Below are 15,277 nucleotides of genomic sequence, written 5' to 3' on the forward strand. Positions count from 1 at the left end.
CCAGGAGCCCTGATGTCCCGGATCGTCTTCCACCGGCCCGCCAGGGTCGTGCCGCCCCCGTTGCCCACCGACCCGGTGGTGCTCTCCGCGCCGCCGCAGCCGGTCGGCAAGGACAGCAACGCCAGCTGGCTGATGCTGCTGATGCCCTTGCTGTCGAGCATCAGCATGGCCGCCTACCTGATGGCCGGCGGCCGGCGGATGCTGGTGCTGCTGGGCATCGCGTTCGTCGTGATGTCCATCGGCGCCACCGTCGCCGTACGGATGCAGATGCGCGGACAGGCCCGCAAGCAGAAGCTGCGGGCCCGCGACCGCTACCTGGACCATCTGGTCGAGGTGCGCCGGACCGCCCGCCAGGTCGCCCAGAACCAACGGACCGTGGCAGCCTGGCAGTTCCCCGCGCCTCGCCGGCTGTGGGCCATCGCCACCCAGCGCCGCCGGGTGTGGGAACGCCGCGTCACCGACGCCGACTTCCTCAAGGTGTCCGTCGGGACGGGCGACGCCCCGCTGTCGACGCCCATCCGGATGGCCACCCGCAACGACCCGACGGTGGAGTACGACCCGCGCGCCAAGACCGCGGCGGACCGGCTCGTCGACTCGATGTCCGTGGTCGGCGACCAGCCCGCCGTACTGGACCTGGCGAAGGCCGGCGTGGTCAGCGTGCTGGGTCCGCCGAAACCGGCCCGTGCGGCCGTGCGTGCCCTGCTCTGCCAGATCGCGGTGCTGCACGCGCCGGACGACGTCGGCATCGCCGTCGCGACCGGCGGCGAGGACTGGAACTGGGCCAAGTGGCTGCCGCACACCCACGAACCGGACGCCACCGGAGAGGCCGGCGTGGTGCCCTTGGTCGCGGAGGACTTCGAGGGCATCGCCGACCACATCCAGCGGACCCTGGAGGCCGCCGCCCGGCAGCCGTCCCGCCGGCTGAACCTGACCGACCGGGACGGCCCGGACACCCGGCGCCGCCTGATCGTCGTCCTCGACCGCTACCTCCCGCGGGCGGTCTGGGCCCGCTCGCCGCTCGCCGCCGAACTGCTCGCCGCGGCCGGCCCGCAGAGCGCCGTCACCGTCATCTGCCTGGTGGACCAGGAGAACGACGAACCGACCCGCGCCGACGTACGGGTCCGCATCGACGCGCGCGGTGCCCTCACCCTGGAGGGCCGCCGTGCCGACACCCGGGCGGCCGTCGGCGCGGCCATGGCGGCCCGCGCCGAACTGCCCTTGTGCGAGGCCGTCGCCCGCGCGCTGGCCCCGCTGCGGCTGTCCGTGGAGGGCGAGGAGATCCTCGCCCAGACCATGTCGCTGCCCAGCATGCTCGGCATCTCCGACCTGGAGAGCTTCAGCCCCGAGTCGCTGTGGGTCCGCGCACAGGACGAGGAGGTGCTGCGCATGCCGATCGGCTTCGACAGCGCCGGCCAGCAACTCGTCCTGGACCTCAAGGAGTCCGCGCAGGGCGGCATGGGCCCGCACGGCCTCGTCGTCGGCGCCACCGGTTCCGGCAAGAGCGAGCTGCTGCGCACCCTCGTCACGGGCCTGACCATGACCCACTCGCCGGAACTCCTCAGCCTGGTCCTGGTCGACTTCAAGGGTGGCGCGACCTTCGCGGGCGTCACCGATCTCCCGCACGTGGCAGGCCTGATCACCAATCTGGTCGACGAGGTCGCCCTCGTCGACCGCGTCAAGGACGCCCTCGTCGGCGAGCAGCAGCGGCGGCAGAAGATGCTCCGTGACGCCGGCAACATCGACAACGTCCGTGAGTACCAGCTGCGCCGCGCCGCCGGGGCCACCGGAGCGGACGGACGCCCGCTGGAACCGCTGCCGTATCTACTGGTGGTGGTCGACGAGTTCGGTGAACTGCTGTCCACACGACCGGACTTCATCGAGCTGTTCGTCCAGATCGGCCGGGTCGGCCGCTCCCTGGGCATCCATCTGCTGCTCGCCACCCAGCGACTGGAGGAGGGCCGGCTGCGCGGTCTGGAGTCCAACCTCTCCTACCGGATCTGCCTGCGCACCTTCTCGGCCGCGGAGTCCCGGGTGGTGATCGGCACCCCGGACGCCTACCGGCTGCCGCCGATCCCCGGCTCCGCCTACCTCAAGGTCGCCGACACGGTCCTGGAGCGCTTCCGCGTCGCCCATGTCTCCGGCGTCCACCTGTCCGACGAACAGCGCGCCCTCGCCGCGGGACCGCCGCCCACCGGACCCGCGCCCTTCGCCCTGCGACTGCCGCCCGACCCCGACGCCGAGCCGGACGAGGAGCGCGAGCGCGTGCGGCCCATGCTGGAGGGGCCCAGCGAGATGCAGGTGATCGTCGAACGGCTCGGCAGCGCGGGCCAGTCGGCCCACCAGGTGTGGCTGCCCCCACTGCCCGCCGCGCTCGCCCTCGATGACCTCACCGGTCCGGTCGCCACCCACCCCGAGCGGGGCATGAGCGCCGACTGGTGGGCGCACAAGGGCGCCCTGCGCACCCCGGTCGGTGTCCTGGACGTGCCGATCCAGCAGCTCCAGCAGCCGCTGATACCGGACTTCGCCAAAGCGGGCCATCTCGCGGTGGTCGGCGCCCCGCAGTCCGGCAAGAGCACCTTCCTGCGCACCCTGATGCTCTCCACGATGCTCACCCACACCCCGGCCGAGGCGCAGTTCATCTGCCTGGACTACGGCGGCGGTTCGCTCCAGCCCTTCGAACGGGCCCCGCACGTCAGTGGGGTGGCCGGACGGCACGACCCGACTCGCGTCCGGCGCGCGCTGGCCGAGGTGCGTCAGCTCATCGCGGAGCGGGAACGGCTCTTCCGCCACCTCGGCATCGACTCCGCGGACGAGTTCCGGCGGATGCGCAACACCGACCGGCTGCCGCAGGGCATGCGCTCGGCCGATGTCTTCCTGCTGATCGACAACTGGGGTGCCGTACGCGGTGAGTTGGACGGCGCGGACGAGGCCGTCCTGGACATCGCCGGCCGCGGCCTCGGCGTCGCCGTCCATCTGGTGCTGGCCGCGGGCCGCTGGGCCGACATCCGTACGGCGCTGCGCGACTCCATCGCCGCCCGCCTGGAACTGCGGCTCGGCGACCCCGGTGACTCGGAGATCAACCGCCGCGCCGCCCGCGCCTTCGGCCTCGCCGCCGCCGGCCGCGGCATGGCGCCGCCCGGGATCCAGTTCCAGGTCGCTCTGCCCCGCCTCGACGGCAGGGACAGCGCCGACGGCCTCGCCGACGCGCAGGACGAGGCGATCGGCAAACTCGCCGCCGCCTGGTCCGGGACCGTGGCCCCGCCGATCCGGATGCTGCCCGAGCGGCTCACCGCCGCCGAGCTCGCGAGACGGATCCCGCAGGACGACAGCGCACCGGGCGTGCCGATCGGGATCGCCGAGAGCGACCTCGCCCCGGTACGTCTCGACCTCACCGACGCCGACCCGCACTTCCTGGTCTTCGGCGACGCCGGCTGCGGCAAGTCCACCTTCCTGCGCGGCTGGATGAAGGGTATGGCGGCACGCCGCTCGGCCTTCGAGACCCGGTTCATCGTCGTCGACTACCGGCGCGCGCTCATGGGCGCCGTGGACGAGGAGTACGTCGGAGCCTACGCCGGAGACGCCAACGCGGCCCAGGTCTACATCCAGCAGGTCGTCGCCAAGCTCACCGAGCGGCTGCCCCCGCCGGACGTGACCATGGACCGGCTCCGCGCGCGCGACTGGTGGACCGGCCCGGAGTTCTACGTCGTGGTCGACGACTACGACCTGGTCGCGAACGGGCGCACATCACCGCTCAACCCGTTGGTGGACTTCCTGCCGCAGGCCCGTGAGATCGGCCTGCACCTGGTGGTGGCCCGCCGGGTCGCGGGCAGTTCCCGGGGCTCGATGACCGAGCAGCTGCTCACCCGGATCAAGGAGCTGGGCGCGGCCGGTCTCGTCCTCTCCGGCGATCCGCGCGAGGGCGTGGTGCTCGGCGGCGAGCGAGCGGCGCAACGCCCGCCGGGCCGGGGTGTCCTGGTCGGCCGCAACGCGCCGCCGACCCTGATCCAGACCGCCCTGGACGGGTGAGGGAGGACCGGCGGGACGGAGACGTGCGGCGGAAGCGGAGCGGCGAACGTTCACTTCCGTGGAACCTCCGTCTCGCCGGTGATCGCTACGCTGCCCGCCATGGTGGTGCAATCGACGACGCCGTTCGTCGGCCGGGACACCGAACTCGCTTTGTTGAGCGGCCTGGTGGACGACGTCGTCGCCGGTCGCGGACGGGCGGTGCTGATCGAAGGCGAGCCCGGGATCGGCAAGAGCGCGCTGCTGACGGCCGCCCTCGCCACCGCCGAGCCGTCCGGCTGCAAGGTACTGCGCGGGGCGTGCGAGGAACTCACCCAGCGCTTCCCGCTCTGGGCACCCGCGCAGGCACTGGGCGCGGACGGGCTGTCCGACGCGCCCGGGCGGACACCCGTGCCCGGCGAGGACCCGGTCCTGGCGGCGATCGGGCAGCTGGCCGAGCTGGTCGACCGGTTGTGCGCCGCCGGGCCCCTGGTGCTGGCGGTCGAGGACCTGCACTGGGCGGACGAGCCGAGCCTGCGGCTCTGGGAGCGGCTGAGCCGGGCGACGGCCCGGCTCCCACTGCTGCTGGTCGCGACCCGGCGCCCGGTGCCGGTCCGGACCGAACTGGACGGACTGCGCCAGGACATGCACGCGTCCGGCGGGGTGATCGTCACGCTCGACGGGTTGCCGGAGTCGGCCGCGACGCGGCTCGCGGCGGGCCGGCTGGGCGGCGCACCGGGGCCACGCCTCGCCCGGGTGCTGGCGTCGGCCGCCCGCAACCCCCTGTACCTCGGGGACCTACTGGACGCGCTGGCCCGGTCGGACGCGTTGCGGACGACGGCCGAGGGTGCGCGAGAGGTGACCGACCCGCGGGGTGAGACCGACCTGCCGGGGGCGACCGAACCGTCGGGGGACACCGTGCCGTGGCCGGTGGGGGCGATCGCCGACCGGTTGGACTTCCTCTCCGACCGGACTCGCGACACGCTGCGCACGGCGGCCCTGCTGGGCCCGGACTTCACCGTCGCCGAGCTCGCGACGGTGGCGGGGCAACCCCCGGACATCGTCTCCGGCACCCTCGACGAGGCCTTGGCCGCGCGGGTGGTGGAGGCCGACGGCACGCGACTGCGTTTCCGGCACGGGCTGATACGACGCTCCCTGCACGAGACCATGCCCAGCGCCCTTCGGGCGGCCCTGTCGCAGCACGCGGCGAAGGCGCTGATCGCCGTCGGGGCACCGGTGGAGCGCGTCGCCGCGCTGCTGCCGGACACCGCGGACGCCGAGGGCTGGGAAACGGGCTGGATCGTGGCGAACGCGGCAACCCTGGCGGCCCGCGCCCCCGGGAGCGCGGCGCGGCTTCTCGCCCACGCCGGGACCCGGCTGGACATCACCGATCCGCGGTACGCCGACATCGAGGACCACCTCCTCGCCGTGACCTTCCGGCTCGGCCGGGACGAGCAGGCAGAGCGTACGGCACGCGACATCCTCGCGCGTGACACCGAACGAGGCGGCCGGGCCACGTGGTTCCTCGGCTCCACCCTGCTGCGCACCGGCCGCCGCGAGGAGGCCGCCACGGTCCTGGCCGACGCCAGGACCGCCGTACCGCTGTGGCGGGCCCGCGTCGGTGCCCTGCGGTCGACGGCCCTGGCCGCCCTGGGCGACGCGGAGGAGGCGGGGCAGGCCGCCGAGCGCGCCCACACGGAGGGGCTGCGGCTCGGCGACCCCGTCACCACGGCGCAGGCCCTGTACACGCGCTCGGTCCTGCGCACGCTCTCGGGCGACCTGGCAGGCGCCCTCGCCACCACGGACGAGATCCTCTCCCTCACCCATGAGGGCGACGAGAACCACGAGAACCACGAGAACGCGGAGTACGGGGCATGGACCGACGCCCTTGCCGGCCTGCGGCTGGCGGTACTGGGCGACCGGGCGGCCGTCCTCACGGAACTCGACCGCTTCCCCGAGGCCGAAGGCGCGGCACGCGAGGCACTCGCCCGGGCCGCACGGGACGTACGCCCCGCCGCCGTCGGCGTGCTGCGCACCCGGATCGCCGAACTGCGTTACGTCCAGGGCCGCTGGGACGAGGCGCTCCTCGAACTCGAACCCGAACCCGAACTCGAACCCGGCGCGGCGGACGCCGACTTGGTACGCCCGCCCGGGGCCGCCCACGCACTGCGGGCCCTGATCGCCGGGCAGCGCGACGACTGGCCGGAGGCCGCCCGGTCTCTGGCGGCCCTCGGTGACCGCCGGGTCCTGGACGAGCGGGTGGTCGGCTCCGCCGTCCTGCTGCGGGCGCGGGCCCTGGAGGCCGAGCACGTCGCCGGCCCGGAGCGGGTCGTCGAGGTCCTCGCGCGCTGCCTGACGCCGGAGTCCGGGCCGTCGGTGATCGACACGAGCGGCTGCCTGCCCACCCTGGTGCGGAGCGCGCGGGAATGCGGCGACCCAGCCCTGTCGCGGGTCGCGGCACAGGTGCGGGCGGTCGCGGCGGACGGTGGACGCCACCCGGCGCGGCGGGCGGATCTCGACTGGTGCCGAGGGCTGCTCGCGGGCGAGTCGGCGCCGGTGCTGGCCGCCGCGTCGTACTACCGCGCTCACGGACGCCCGCCGGTGCTGGGCAACGCCCTGGAGGACGCGGCCGTCCTCCAGGCGGCCGACGGTGAGGCGACGGCGGCTCGCGCCACACTGGCCGAGGCGCTGGAGGTGTACTCCGCGCTGGGCGCGGTGCGCGACGCGCGACGGGCGACCGCCAGGCTACGGCCGTACGGTGTGCGCCCGGGAGTACGAGGGACGCGGCAACGGCCGAAGAACGGCCGTCAGGCGCTGACCGGCACCGAGTTGCGGGTCGCGGAACTGGTCGGCCAGGGGCTGACGAACCCGGAGATCGCCGGGCGGCTGCTGTTGTCGCGCCGGACGGTGGAGACCCATGTCTCCCGCATCCTGACCAAGCTCCAGATCAGCTCCCGCCGTGAGGTCGTCCGACATGTCGGTCCCGAGGACGCCTGAGCACGACGGTCCATGTGCCCGGAAGCGGCCGTGGCCCGGATGACGGCCGAACTACGGCGTGCGACCGAACGATGGTCTGCGTCCTGACGGTCCGCGTCCTGACGGTCCGCGTCCGAACGACGTTCGGCGGCTGAACGCCCGGCGTGTACGCACAAGCCGTTCGCCGTGGCGAGCAAGGGCTCGCCGCGAAGGTCGGAGAGTGAGCTAATGCCGGGCGAGCGCCCGCGCGGGGGTCGGGTGCTGCGGGGTGTGCTGTCGGACCGGGACCGACGGGGCGTGCTGTCGGACCGGGGCCGACGGGGCGTGGCCGCGTGCGGCCGAACGTGCCCGCTGGGCCGCCCCGCTGCGGTCGCCCAGTGCCTCGCGCAGGGCCCGCAGGGCGTTGTGGGTACGCGACTTGACCGTGCCCTCCGGGACGTTGAGCACCTCGGCCGCGTGCCGGACCGGCCGGTGCAGGAAGTAGACCTGGGTCAGCACCGCGCGGTGGGTGGCGGACAGTCCGGCCAGTGCCGTACTCAGCACCTCGCGGTCCAGCACCTGCTCCAGCGGTTCCGCCGCCACCGGGATCGACTCCAGCGGATCGTCCTCCACCTCGGTGGGACGCGACGAGCGGGCCCGCAGCATGTCGATCGCCAGCCGCCGCGACACCGTCAGCAGCCACGGGCGTACCGCTCGCGGATCGTCCGGCAGGATGTCCAGGTTGCGCCAGGCGCGCAGCATGGTCTCCTGGACGAGGTCCTCCGCCGCCTGCCGGTCGCCCTGGGTCCAGCCGAGCAGACTGCGCATCAGGGAGCTCTTGTTGACGTCGTAGATGAGCCGCATCTTCTGCTCCGCGGAGTCGGGGGAGTGGGGTTCCCGCGGTGCGGAAGCGGGTGCCTCGGGTGCGAGTGCCGTCGTCATGAGCTGCCCCATCTGTCGCTGTCCTGGTGCCGTCCGATGGGACGAGCCTGCGGCAGCGGGGACACGGAGACATCCGTGAGCCTCACTGAGATACGGAGGGCCGAGGAGAACCACGTATCCGTGAGCCGGGACGAGCGCAGGGGGTGAACCGGGGTGAGCTGGGCGGCGCCCGCAAGACTCAAACCTCAGTTTCCCCAGGCGTCACCTGAAACGGAGGGGGACCTCACGGAGAGGCTCTAGAGTCATGAGCATGCTCGGGCAACAACAGTCTCCGCTGATCGGGCGGGACATGGAGCGCACCCTTCTGGACCGGCTGGTCGTCGAGGTCGCCGCGGGGCGGGGCGGAAGCCTGCTGATCGAAGGGGAACCGGGCATCGGCAAGTCCACGCTGCTCGCGCACGCCCTGGCCGCGGCTCGTGCGGCCGGCTGCGAGGTGCTCACCGGGCAGTGCGACGAACTCGGCCGGCGGCTGCCGCTCTCGGTCATGACGCACCTCCTGGAGGTCGACGCACGATCGGCCGATCCACGTCGTGCGGAAGCCGCGCTCGCCCTGGACCAGCCGCAGGAGACACCGGGCTGGACGATGCGTCTGCTCGCCGGGGACCCGGTGGTGGCCGCGACCGAGCAACTGCTCGTCCTCGTGGACCGGTTGTGCGCGAGCGGCCCGCTGGTGCTGGCGCTGGAGGATCTCCAGTGGGCCGACGAGGCGAGCCTGCTGATGTGGCGCCGGCTGTGCCGGGCCTCGGTCCAGCTCCCGCTTCTGGTCGTCGCCACCAGTCATCCGACGTCGGAGCGGGCCGAACTCGACGCGCTGCGGCGCGACTTGCGTTCCCGAGGCGACGAGCTGGTGGTGCTCGACCGGTTGCCCGAGGACCGGGTGGCGGAGCTGGCCGCGCTGCTGGCACGGGGCGTGCCGGGCCCGTTGCTCACCGAACGGCTCCGCTCCGCCGCCGGAAACCCGCTCTACGTGAGGGAGTTGCTGGACGCCCTGACCCGCGTCGGCGCGCTGGACAGCGTGGACGGACGCGTGGAGCTGACGGAGGGGGGCCGGGACATGCGGGAACTCACCGAACTGCGCGACGTGATCGCGGACCGGCTGTCCTCCCTGTCGGCCGACGCCCGCGAAGCACTGCGCGCGGCCTCGCTGCTGGGACCGGAGTTCTCGGTCACGGACCTGGCGGCGGCGGTCGGCAGCGGCGCCGGATCCCTGCTGAGAGTGGTGGAGGAGGCGCTCGGCTCCGGAGTCCTGGAATCCGCCGGGTCCAGGCTGCGCTTTCGGCACGGTCTGCTGAAGGAGGTGCTGTACGAGGCCATGCCGGCCGCGCTGCGTACGGCATTCCTGCGGCGCGCGGCGCAGGAACTGATGGCCTCGGGGGCTCCGGTGGAGCGGGTGGCCGAGCTGATCCTCCCGGTGCTCGGCACGGCCGAGGACTGGGGGTGGGACTGGCTCGCCGACCACGCCGAGCGCCTCGTCGTCCGGGCACCGGTCGCCGCCGCCGAGCTGCTCGAACACGCCCTGCGGCACGCGCGTGCGGACGACCCGAGGCTCCCCGTGCTCACCGGCCGGCTGGCCGCGCTCTACTTCCGCGTGGGCCCGCTGGACCGCGCCGAGGAGCTGGCTCGGACCGTGCTGCGGCAGGCCACCGACTACGAGCTGATCGGCCGGGCCAGATGGCTGCTCAGCACCATCGGGATGCGCACCGGCCGCTACGACCACGTGGTGGAGAACTGGCGCGCCGCCACCGCCGATCCGCGGCTCCCGCCCGTCTGGCGCGCCCGGCTGCTGGCCCTGGTGGCGCTGGCCCGCCAGTTGCTCGGACAGACCGGCCGGGCCCGCCTGGCGATGGCGGAGGCACTGGAGGAAGGCCGGAAGCTGGGCGATCCGACCGCGGTCGGCTACGCCCTGCACGCCGCGTCCGTCATCAGCGGCCGGCACGGTGACCAGGCCGGCGCGCTGGCCCTGAACGGCGAGGCACTGGCGGAGATCGGCAACGACCCGGAACTCGTCGACCTGCGGCTCATCCTGCTGGGCAAGAGGGTCACCGAACTGGACGGCGACGACGACCGTCTCCAGGAAGCGGAGGAGACCCTGGCCCAGGCTCGTACCCTCGCCGAACGGGTCGGAGCGACCCGGCTGTCGATGACCCTCGTGCAGAGCGCCGAGCGGTACTACGAACACGGCCGCTGGGACGACGCCCTCGCGGTGCTGGACGAGGTCACCGACCTTCCGCCGCTGTGGCGGCGCTCCCGCCACGGTTTGATGGCCCTGATCAGCGCTCGTCGCGGCCAGTGGGAGGAGGCCGCCCGGCATCTTGACGCCCCGGGCAGCGGCAGGACCCCGTCGGCGGGGCCGGTGGCCGCCGCCTACCTGTTGCTGGCCCGCGGCCTCGTCGCCGAGCGCGCGGGCCGGCCCGGCGACGCCGTCGAGGCGCTCGGCGAGCTGCTGACCGACACCTACGCGCACGATCTGGGGAACCATCCGGAGTGGCTGCCCGTCCTGGTGCGCACGGCGCTGGCCGCCGACGACCGGCCGACCGCGGAGGCGGCCGCACGCGCCGCCCGGCAGGCGGCCGAGAACCGGCCCTGGGCCCGCCCCCGGGCCGCCGCCGACTGGTGCGCCGGGCTGCTCGGCCAAGACCCGGCGCCGCTGCTGGCCGCCGTCGACTATCACCGTGCCGCGGACCGGCCGCCGGATCTCGGACCCGTTCTGGAGGACCTCGCCCTGGTCCAGGCCGTCACCGGAGACCTCGACGCGGCCCGCGCCGCGTTCGGCGAGGCGCTGGCGGTCAGCGCCGAACTGGGCGCGTCCTGGGACGCCCGCCGGGCCGCCGCGCGCCTGCACCCCTGGGGCCTGCGGCCCGGAAGCCGCGGCCCGCAGGGCCGCCCGACCACCGGCTGGGAGGCGTTGACCGCGACCGAGCGGCACGTCGCCGGCCTGGTCGCCGAGGGCCTGTCCAACCCCGACATCGCCGCACGCCTGCTGCTCTCGCGCCGCACCGTGGAGACCCACGTCTCCCATATCCTCACCAAACTCCAGGTCCGCTCCCGACGCGAGGTCGCCGCCGTCGACGCCCCGTCCGCCACGACACCGGGCACCAGTCGGGCCGGACGCGGCTGACCGGCGCGTCGGGCCCGGGGAGTTCGTCGCCGCGGCACGAAATGTAAGGACACGGGTTCGACGCCCGACAGGTCCACGTTCGGGGATCTGGGAATGTCCCCGGGGCCCGGCCGTACGGTGACGATCGACATCACCGAGGGCCGCCTGTCCTTTCCGGCCCGGGCCCCGACGGAGAGTTGGCCGATGTTCTCGCACCGCGACCGGTTCGACCGCGGCACGGCTGTGACCGTGCGGGCCGGCGAACCCTCCCTGCACGGCGGGGAGTCGTACGACCCCCGAAGCCGTCGACGCCGTCCGCCGGGCCCGGTCCGCGCCGTTCGGACGGGGCCGGCCGATGCCTGAGCGTGCCCGTGTGCTCCTCGTCCCCGGAGCCGCGGCCTGGGGGCCGTACAACGCGCTGCGGGCGATGGCGGAGGTGATCCGCGACCGCGGCCAGCGGCCCGTGTTCGCCATGGACCGCAGCTTCCGCGGAGTCGCCGCCGGCCACGGCTTCGACGAAGAGGTCTACGACGCCTCACCCCCGCCGGCCCGGGCGGGCGCGCGCGGCCCCGCGACGTGGGGCACCTGGGTGCGCGAGAACGCCGTGCACTTGCGTGGCACCACCTTCGAACAGCTCCGTACGGTGATCCGCCCGCGGTGGGCCGAACTGGCACGGGCCGCCGAGTACGCCCAGCCGCGGCTGCGCGCCATCATCGACGAGGTCCGCCCCGACCTGATCGTGGTGGACACCGTGGCCGCGGACCCCTGTGTCCCCGCGTCCGGCATCCCCTGGGTGCGGTCCGTCTCGGCGAACCCGCTGGAGCTGAGCGACCCGGACCTGCCGCCCGCGTTCTCCGGCTACCCGCTCGGCGACCGCTCCGGGTGGGACGCCTTCCGTGCCGAGTACGCGGCCCTGCACGGGGAACTGCACGCCGAGTTCGACGCCTACTGCACCGCGCAGGGTGCCCCGCGACTCGAACCACTGCGGTTCTCCTACGACTCACCGTGGCTCAACCTCTACGCCTACCCGAGCGCCCTGGACTACCCGCGCTCCCCGGAGTTCGCGCGGCGCCGGCACCGGCTCGACACCGTGGTCCGCACCGGCGAGCGGACCTTCCGGATCGACGACCACCTGCCCGGCACCGGGCCCGTGATCTACCTGTCCCTCGGCTCCCTCGGCTGCCTGGACACCCGGCTGCTGCAACATCTCGTGGACGTCGTCGCCCGCACCGGGTACCGCACCCTCGTCTCGATGGGCCCCTGCCACGACGAGGTGACCCTCGGCCCGCACATGTACGGCGAACCCTTCCTGCCGCAGCCCCACGTGCTGCCCGGTTGCGACCTCCTCATCACTCACGGCGGCAGCAACACCCTGGGCGAAGGCATCGCCGCGGGCCTGCCGATGATCGTCCTCCCGCTCTTCCGGGACCAGTACGACAACGCGCAGCGCGTCGCCGACCTCGGCTACGGCGTTCGGATGGACACCTACGGATTCGACCCCGACGAGTTGGTCGCGACCATCGAGGAGTCGCTCGCCGACACCGGACGCCGCCGGCGCCTCGCCGAGGTCCGCGACGGCATCCGCCGCGCGCCGGGCCGGGAGACCGGCGGCACGATGATCGCCGACCTCGCGACCTCCCTGGCCGGAGCCCGGTGAGGCGGGCGCTCCCCGGCTTCCCCGAAGGGGACGGCATGACCGTCCCCGACTCCCTCGCCTTCGTCGCGGGCGGTGCGGTCGAGCGGTCCGCCGCGAGCACCGGGAGCCGAACCAGGTCAGGGGGTGGCGAGGTGGAACGCCTGCTGTGCGGGCGCGGCCGGGTGGTGGGGGAGCGTGGCGGTCAGGGGTGACTGGTCGTCGGCGGCGGGCCAGGCGGGTGTGTCGTTGAGGAGGGGGATGTCGGCGAGTACTTGTCCCGGTAGGTCGAAGGCGTCGACCAGGGTGCGCATGTGGGGGGTGAGTTGGTGGATGAGGGTGTCGATGGTGGTGTGCAGGGCGTGCAGGTGCTGGGGGGTGAGGTGGTTCGCGGCGAGGAGGTCGCCGGTGTGGGGGATCAGTTCCTTGAGGAGGAAGAGCTGGCAGAGGCGGTTCAGGAGCTGCCGGGTGCCGGGGTCCTCGGTGTGTTCGATGGCGGCGAGGAAGGCGTCGGCGGCCTGGAGGGTGGCATGGGCGGAGACCATGTTCAGGGCGGGTGCGGAGGTGTTGTTCCAGCGGGTGACGGGGTCCTTGGCGGGCCCCTGACGCAGGGCGGTGCGGGCGCGCTGCTGCCAGATGGTCTCGGTGTGGGCGAGCAGATCGCGCAGGAAGTACGGGTCGGTGAGAGGTCTCTCGTCGGTCTGGACGGTGAGGTGCGGGGCGGGTTCGTGCCCGAAGATCATTTCGGCGGCGGCCTTGAGCCAGATGACGAGGTTGTCGCCTTCGGCGGTGATGGTGCCTTCGAGGTCGGTCATGATCTCGGTGAGACGGTTGGCCGTGAACAGGCCGCGGGCTCCGCAGCGTTCGCGCGATTCGGTGACGATGTCGCGGGCCTGCCAGGTGGTCCAGGCCTTGGTGATGGCGACCAGGCGTTCCGCCGCGGCCTGGTCGGCGGGGGCGTGGTCGGTCCAGGCGGTCAGCGCGGTGCGGTGGAGGAAGGTCATGGCGTAGGTGGTGGCGAGGGCGTAGAGGAGGCGTCCGGAGTGGCTGCGGTGGGCGGCCAAGGGGATGCGCTGGCCGGCTTTGGGTCCGCTGATGTGGCGGGTGTGGGCGTAGCGGACGGCGATGGCGAGCGCGGTGCGGGAGACGCCGACGGCCGCGCCGCTCATGCAGAGTTTGCCGAGGGTGACGCGGCCGATGGAGCTGAGGAAACGTTTGCGGCGGTTTCCCAGGGTGCTGTGCAGGTGGTCGTCGTCGTCGAGGCGGCCGTGCGCGCCCTGCAGCAGTGCGGTGCGGGGGAGTCGGACGTGGTCGAAGGTGGTGAGGCAGTGGTCGACGGGGGTGCCGCCGCGTTCGGGCAGGGGCTGGACGCGGATGCCGGGCAGCGTGCCGTGTTCGTCGCTGAGGGGGACGAGGAACAGGAAGATGCCTTCGTCACGGCCGTCGATGAGCAGGCGGGCGGCGACGAGGGCGCTCTTGGGGCCGCCGATGGGGCTGGTGTTGGGCATGAACTTGCCCGCGCCCGGTGTGGGGGTGTGCAGGGTGAAGCCGCCGGTGGTGGGGTCGAGGGTGGCGGTGGTCTCCAGGGCGGCGGCGTCGTTGCCGTGTTCCACCTCGGTGCACAGAAACGTTCCTGTGCGGTCCAGGGTATGGAAGGCGGACAGATCGCGGTGGCGGCTGTCGTGGTCCAGGAGGCTGCCCAGGAAGAGGTTGTAGTGGATGGCTGAGAGCGTGCCCAGTCCGCTGTCGACGACCGCGCTCCACTCGATCAGGGCGGCCAGCCGGCGCGGGTCGTCGGCGAGCTCTTCGGCGCTGTCCACGGTCTGGTTGACCAGACGCAGTCGCTCATAGGACAGGGCCGTGCGCTCGGCCACGGACAGTCCGGGGCGCGCACGGAAGGCCTCGTCCGCGATGAGGTTCCGCCAGGGGCCGTGGACGCGCTCGCGCTCGTCCCGGTCGAAGAGCAGACGGGACAGTTCGCCCGCGGTCGCGGAGTGCGTGCCGGTGTCGGCGCCGGGCGCGGCGTCGGTGGGCGTGACGTGCGGCGGGTCCCCGGGCAGGGCGCACGGTGTGAAGACCGTCGCGCAGGTGCGGGCTGGGGCCTTGTGCTGGAGCGTCAGCAAGGTCATGGACCTCTCCCCGTTGAGGGGCTCCCGGCGTGTGGGGAGCCAGGCCACACAAGATACGTACCAACCGGTTTTCTTTTCAAGGTGATTCGGTGAGTTCGTGTGCCCAAATCGTGGGCCGGCGGGGTGAGTTGAGGGTGTCCGGTTGTCTCCTGCGGAGCGGTGTCTTCCGCGAGTGAGGGGCGATGTGCTGGGCATATGCGGGATCCGGAGGCACTCGTACCCCCCTGTGCGCACCAATGGTCTGGACCTCGAAAAAACCGATGTACTGGTTTTGTTACGCCAGTCGTCGTCACCATCGGGTGGCCATCTGTCGACCATCCGTCATCGACGTGCCGTTTCGGCCTGGGGTGCGGGCTCTCGCCACCTGGAGTGACCGCCAGTATGATACGAACCTTACGGTTTGCTTTTGCGGGCATGCTCGGTGCGGAGGTGTGTGATGGCGCGGCAGGAACGAGCCATTCGGACGCGGCAGAAGATCCTTGCGGCGGCGGCCGAGGTGTTCGACGAGGTCGGGTACGA

6 protein-coding genes and 1 pseudogene are annotated in these 15,277 nt (G+C 73.1%); 5 read left to right on the forward strand and 2 right to left on the reverse strand.

Annotated features, from left to right (window positions below):
• Window positions 1-12 precede the first annotated feature (12 nt).
• Window positions 13-4,026 (forward strand): type VII secretion protein EccCa, encoded by a 4,014-nt coding sequence (gene eccCa / locus ACWCQK_RS28030; protein WP_451159531.1) that lies wholly within the window; start codon window positions 13-15, stop codon window positions 4,024-4,026.
• Window positions 4,027-4,125: 99 nt separating this feature from the next.
• Window positions 4,126-6,999: a helix-turn-helix transcriptional regulator gene (locus tag ACWCQK_RS28035; protein WP_451159533.1), complete on the forward strand. Its 2,874-nt coding sequence runs from the start codon at window positions 4,126-4,128 to the stop codon at window positions 6,997-6,999.
• A 204-nt stretch (window positions 7,000-7,203) separates the two neighbouring features.
• On the opposite strand, the gene ACWCQK_RS28040 is transcribed toward ACWCQK_RS28035, so the two are convergent.
• Window positions 7,204-7,899, reverse strand: coding sequence for a sigma-70 family RNA polymerase sigma factor (locus ACWCQK_RS28040; RefSeq protein WP_451159535.1), 696 nt, complete (start codon window positions 7,897-7,899; stop codon window positions 7,204-7,206).
• A 250-nt stretch (window positions 7,900-8,149) separates the two neighbouring features.
• Here ACWCQK_RS28040 and ACWCQK_RS28045 point away from each other — a divergent pair, with 250 nt between their 5' ends.
• Window positions 8,150-11,017, forward strand: a complete 2,868-nt coding sequence (locus tag ACWCQK_RS28045; protein WP_451159537.1) for an ATP-binding protein — start codon at window positions 8,150-8,152, stop codon at window positions 11,015-11,017.
• A gap of 334 nt (window positions 11,018-11,351) precedes the next feature.
• Window positions 11,352-12,653, forward strand: coding sequence for a glycosyltransferase (locus ACWCQK_RS28050; RefSeq protein WP_451159539.1), 1,302 nt, complete (start codon window positions 11,352-11,354; stop codon window positions 12,651-12,653).
• Between the two features lie 116 nt (window positions 12,654-12,769).
• On the opposite strand, the gene ACWCQK_RS28055 is transcribed toward ACWCQK_RS28050, so the two are convergent.
• Window positions 12,770-14,758: an acyl-CoA dehydrogenase family protein gene (locus ACWCQK_RS28055; RefSeq protein WP_451159541.1), complete on the reverse strand. Its 1,989-nt coding sequence runs from the start codon at window positions 14,756-14,758 to the stop codon at window positions 12,770-12,772.
• A gap of 436 nt (window positions 14,759-15,194) precedes the next feature.
• Here ACWCQK_RS28055 and ACWCQK_RS28060 point away from each other — a divergent pair.
• A pseudogene (locus ACWCQK_RS28060) lies at window positions 15,195-15,277 on the forward strand (ScbR family autoregulator-binding transcription factor); the annotation flags it as partial.

This window comes from Streptomyces sp. NPDC002306, from assembly GCF_053593435.1.

Bases quoted from the DNA above. Each gene is read 5' to 3' on its own strand.
- ACWCQK_RS28045 (WP_451159537.1), top strand. From the start codon at position 8,150: ATGCTCGGGCAACAACAGTCTCCGCTGATCGGGCGGGACATGGAGCGC.
- ACWCQK_RS28040 (WP_451159535.1), bottom strand. From the start codon at position 7,899: ATGACGACGGCACTCGCACCCGAGGCACCCGCTTCCGCACCGCGGGAA.
- eccCa (WP_451159531.1), top strand. From the start codon at position 13: ATGTCCCGGATCGTCTTCCACCGGCCCGCCAGGGTCGTGCCGCCCCCG.
- ACWCQK_RS28055 (WP_451159541.1), bottom strand. From the start codon at position 14,758: ATGACCTTGCTGACGCTCCAGCACAAGGCCCCAGCCCGCACCTGCGCG.
- ACWCQK_RS28035 (WP_451159533.1), top strand. From the start codon at position 4,126: ATGGTGGTGCAATCGACGACGCCGTTCGTCGGCCGGGACACCGAACTC.
- ACWCQK_RS28050 (WP_451159539.1), top strand. From the start codon at position 11,352: ATGCCTGAGCGTGCCCGTGTGCTCCTCGTCCCCGGAGCCGCGGCCTGG.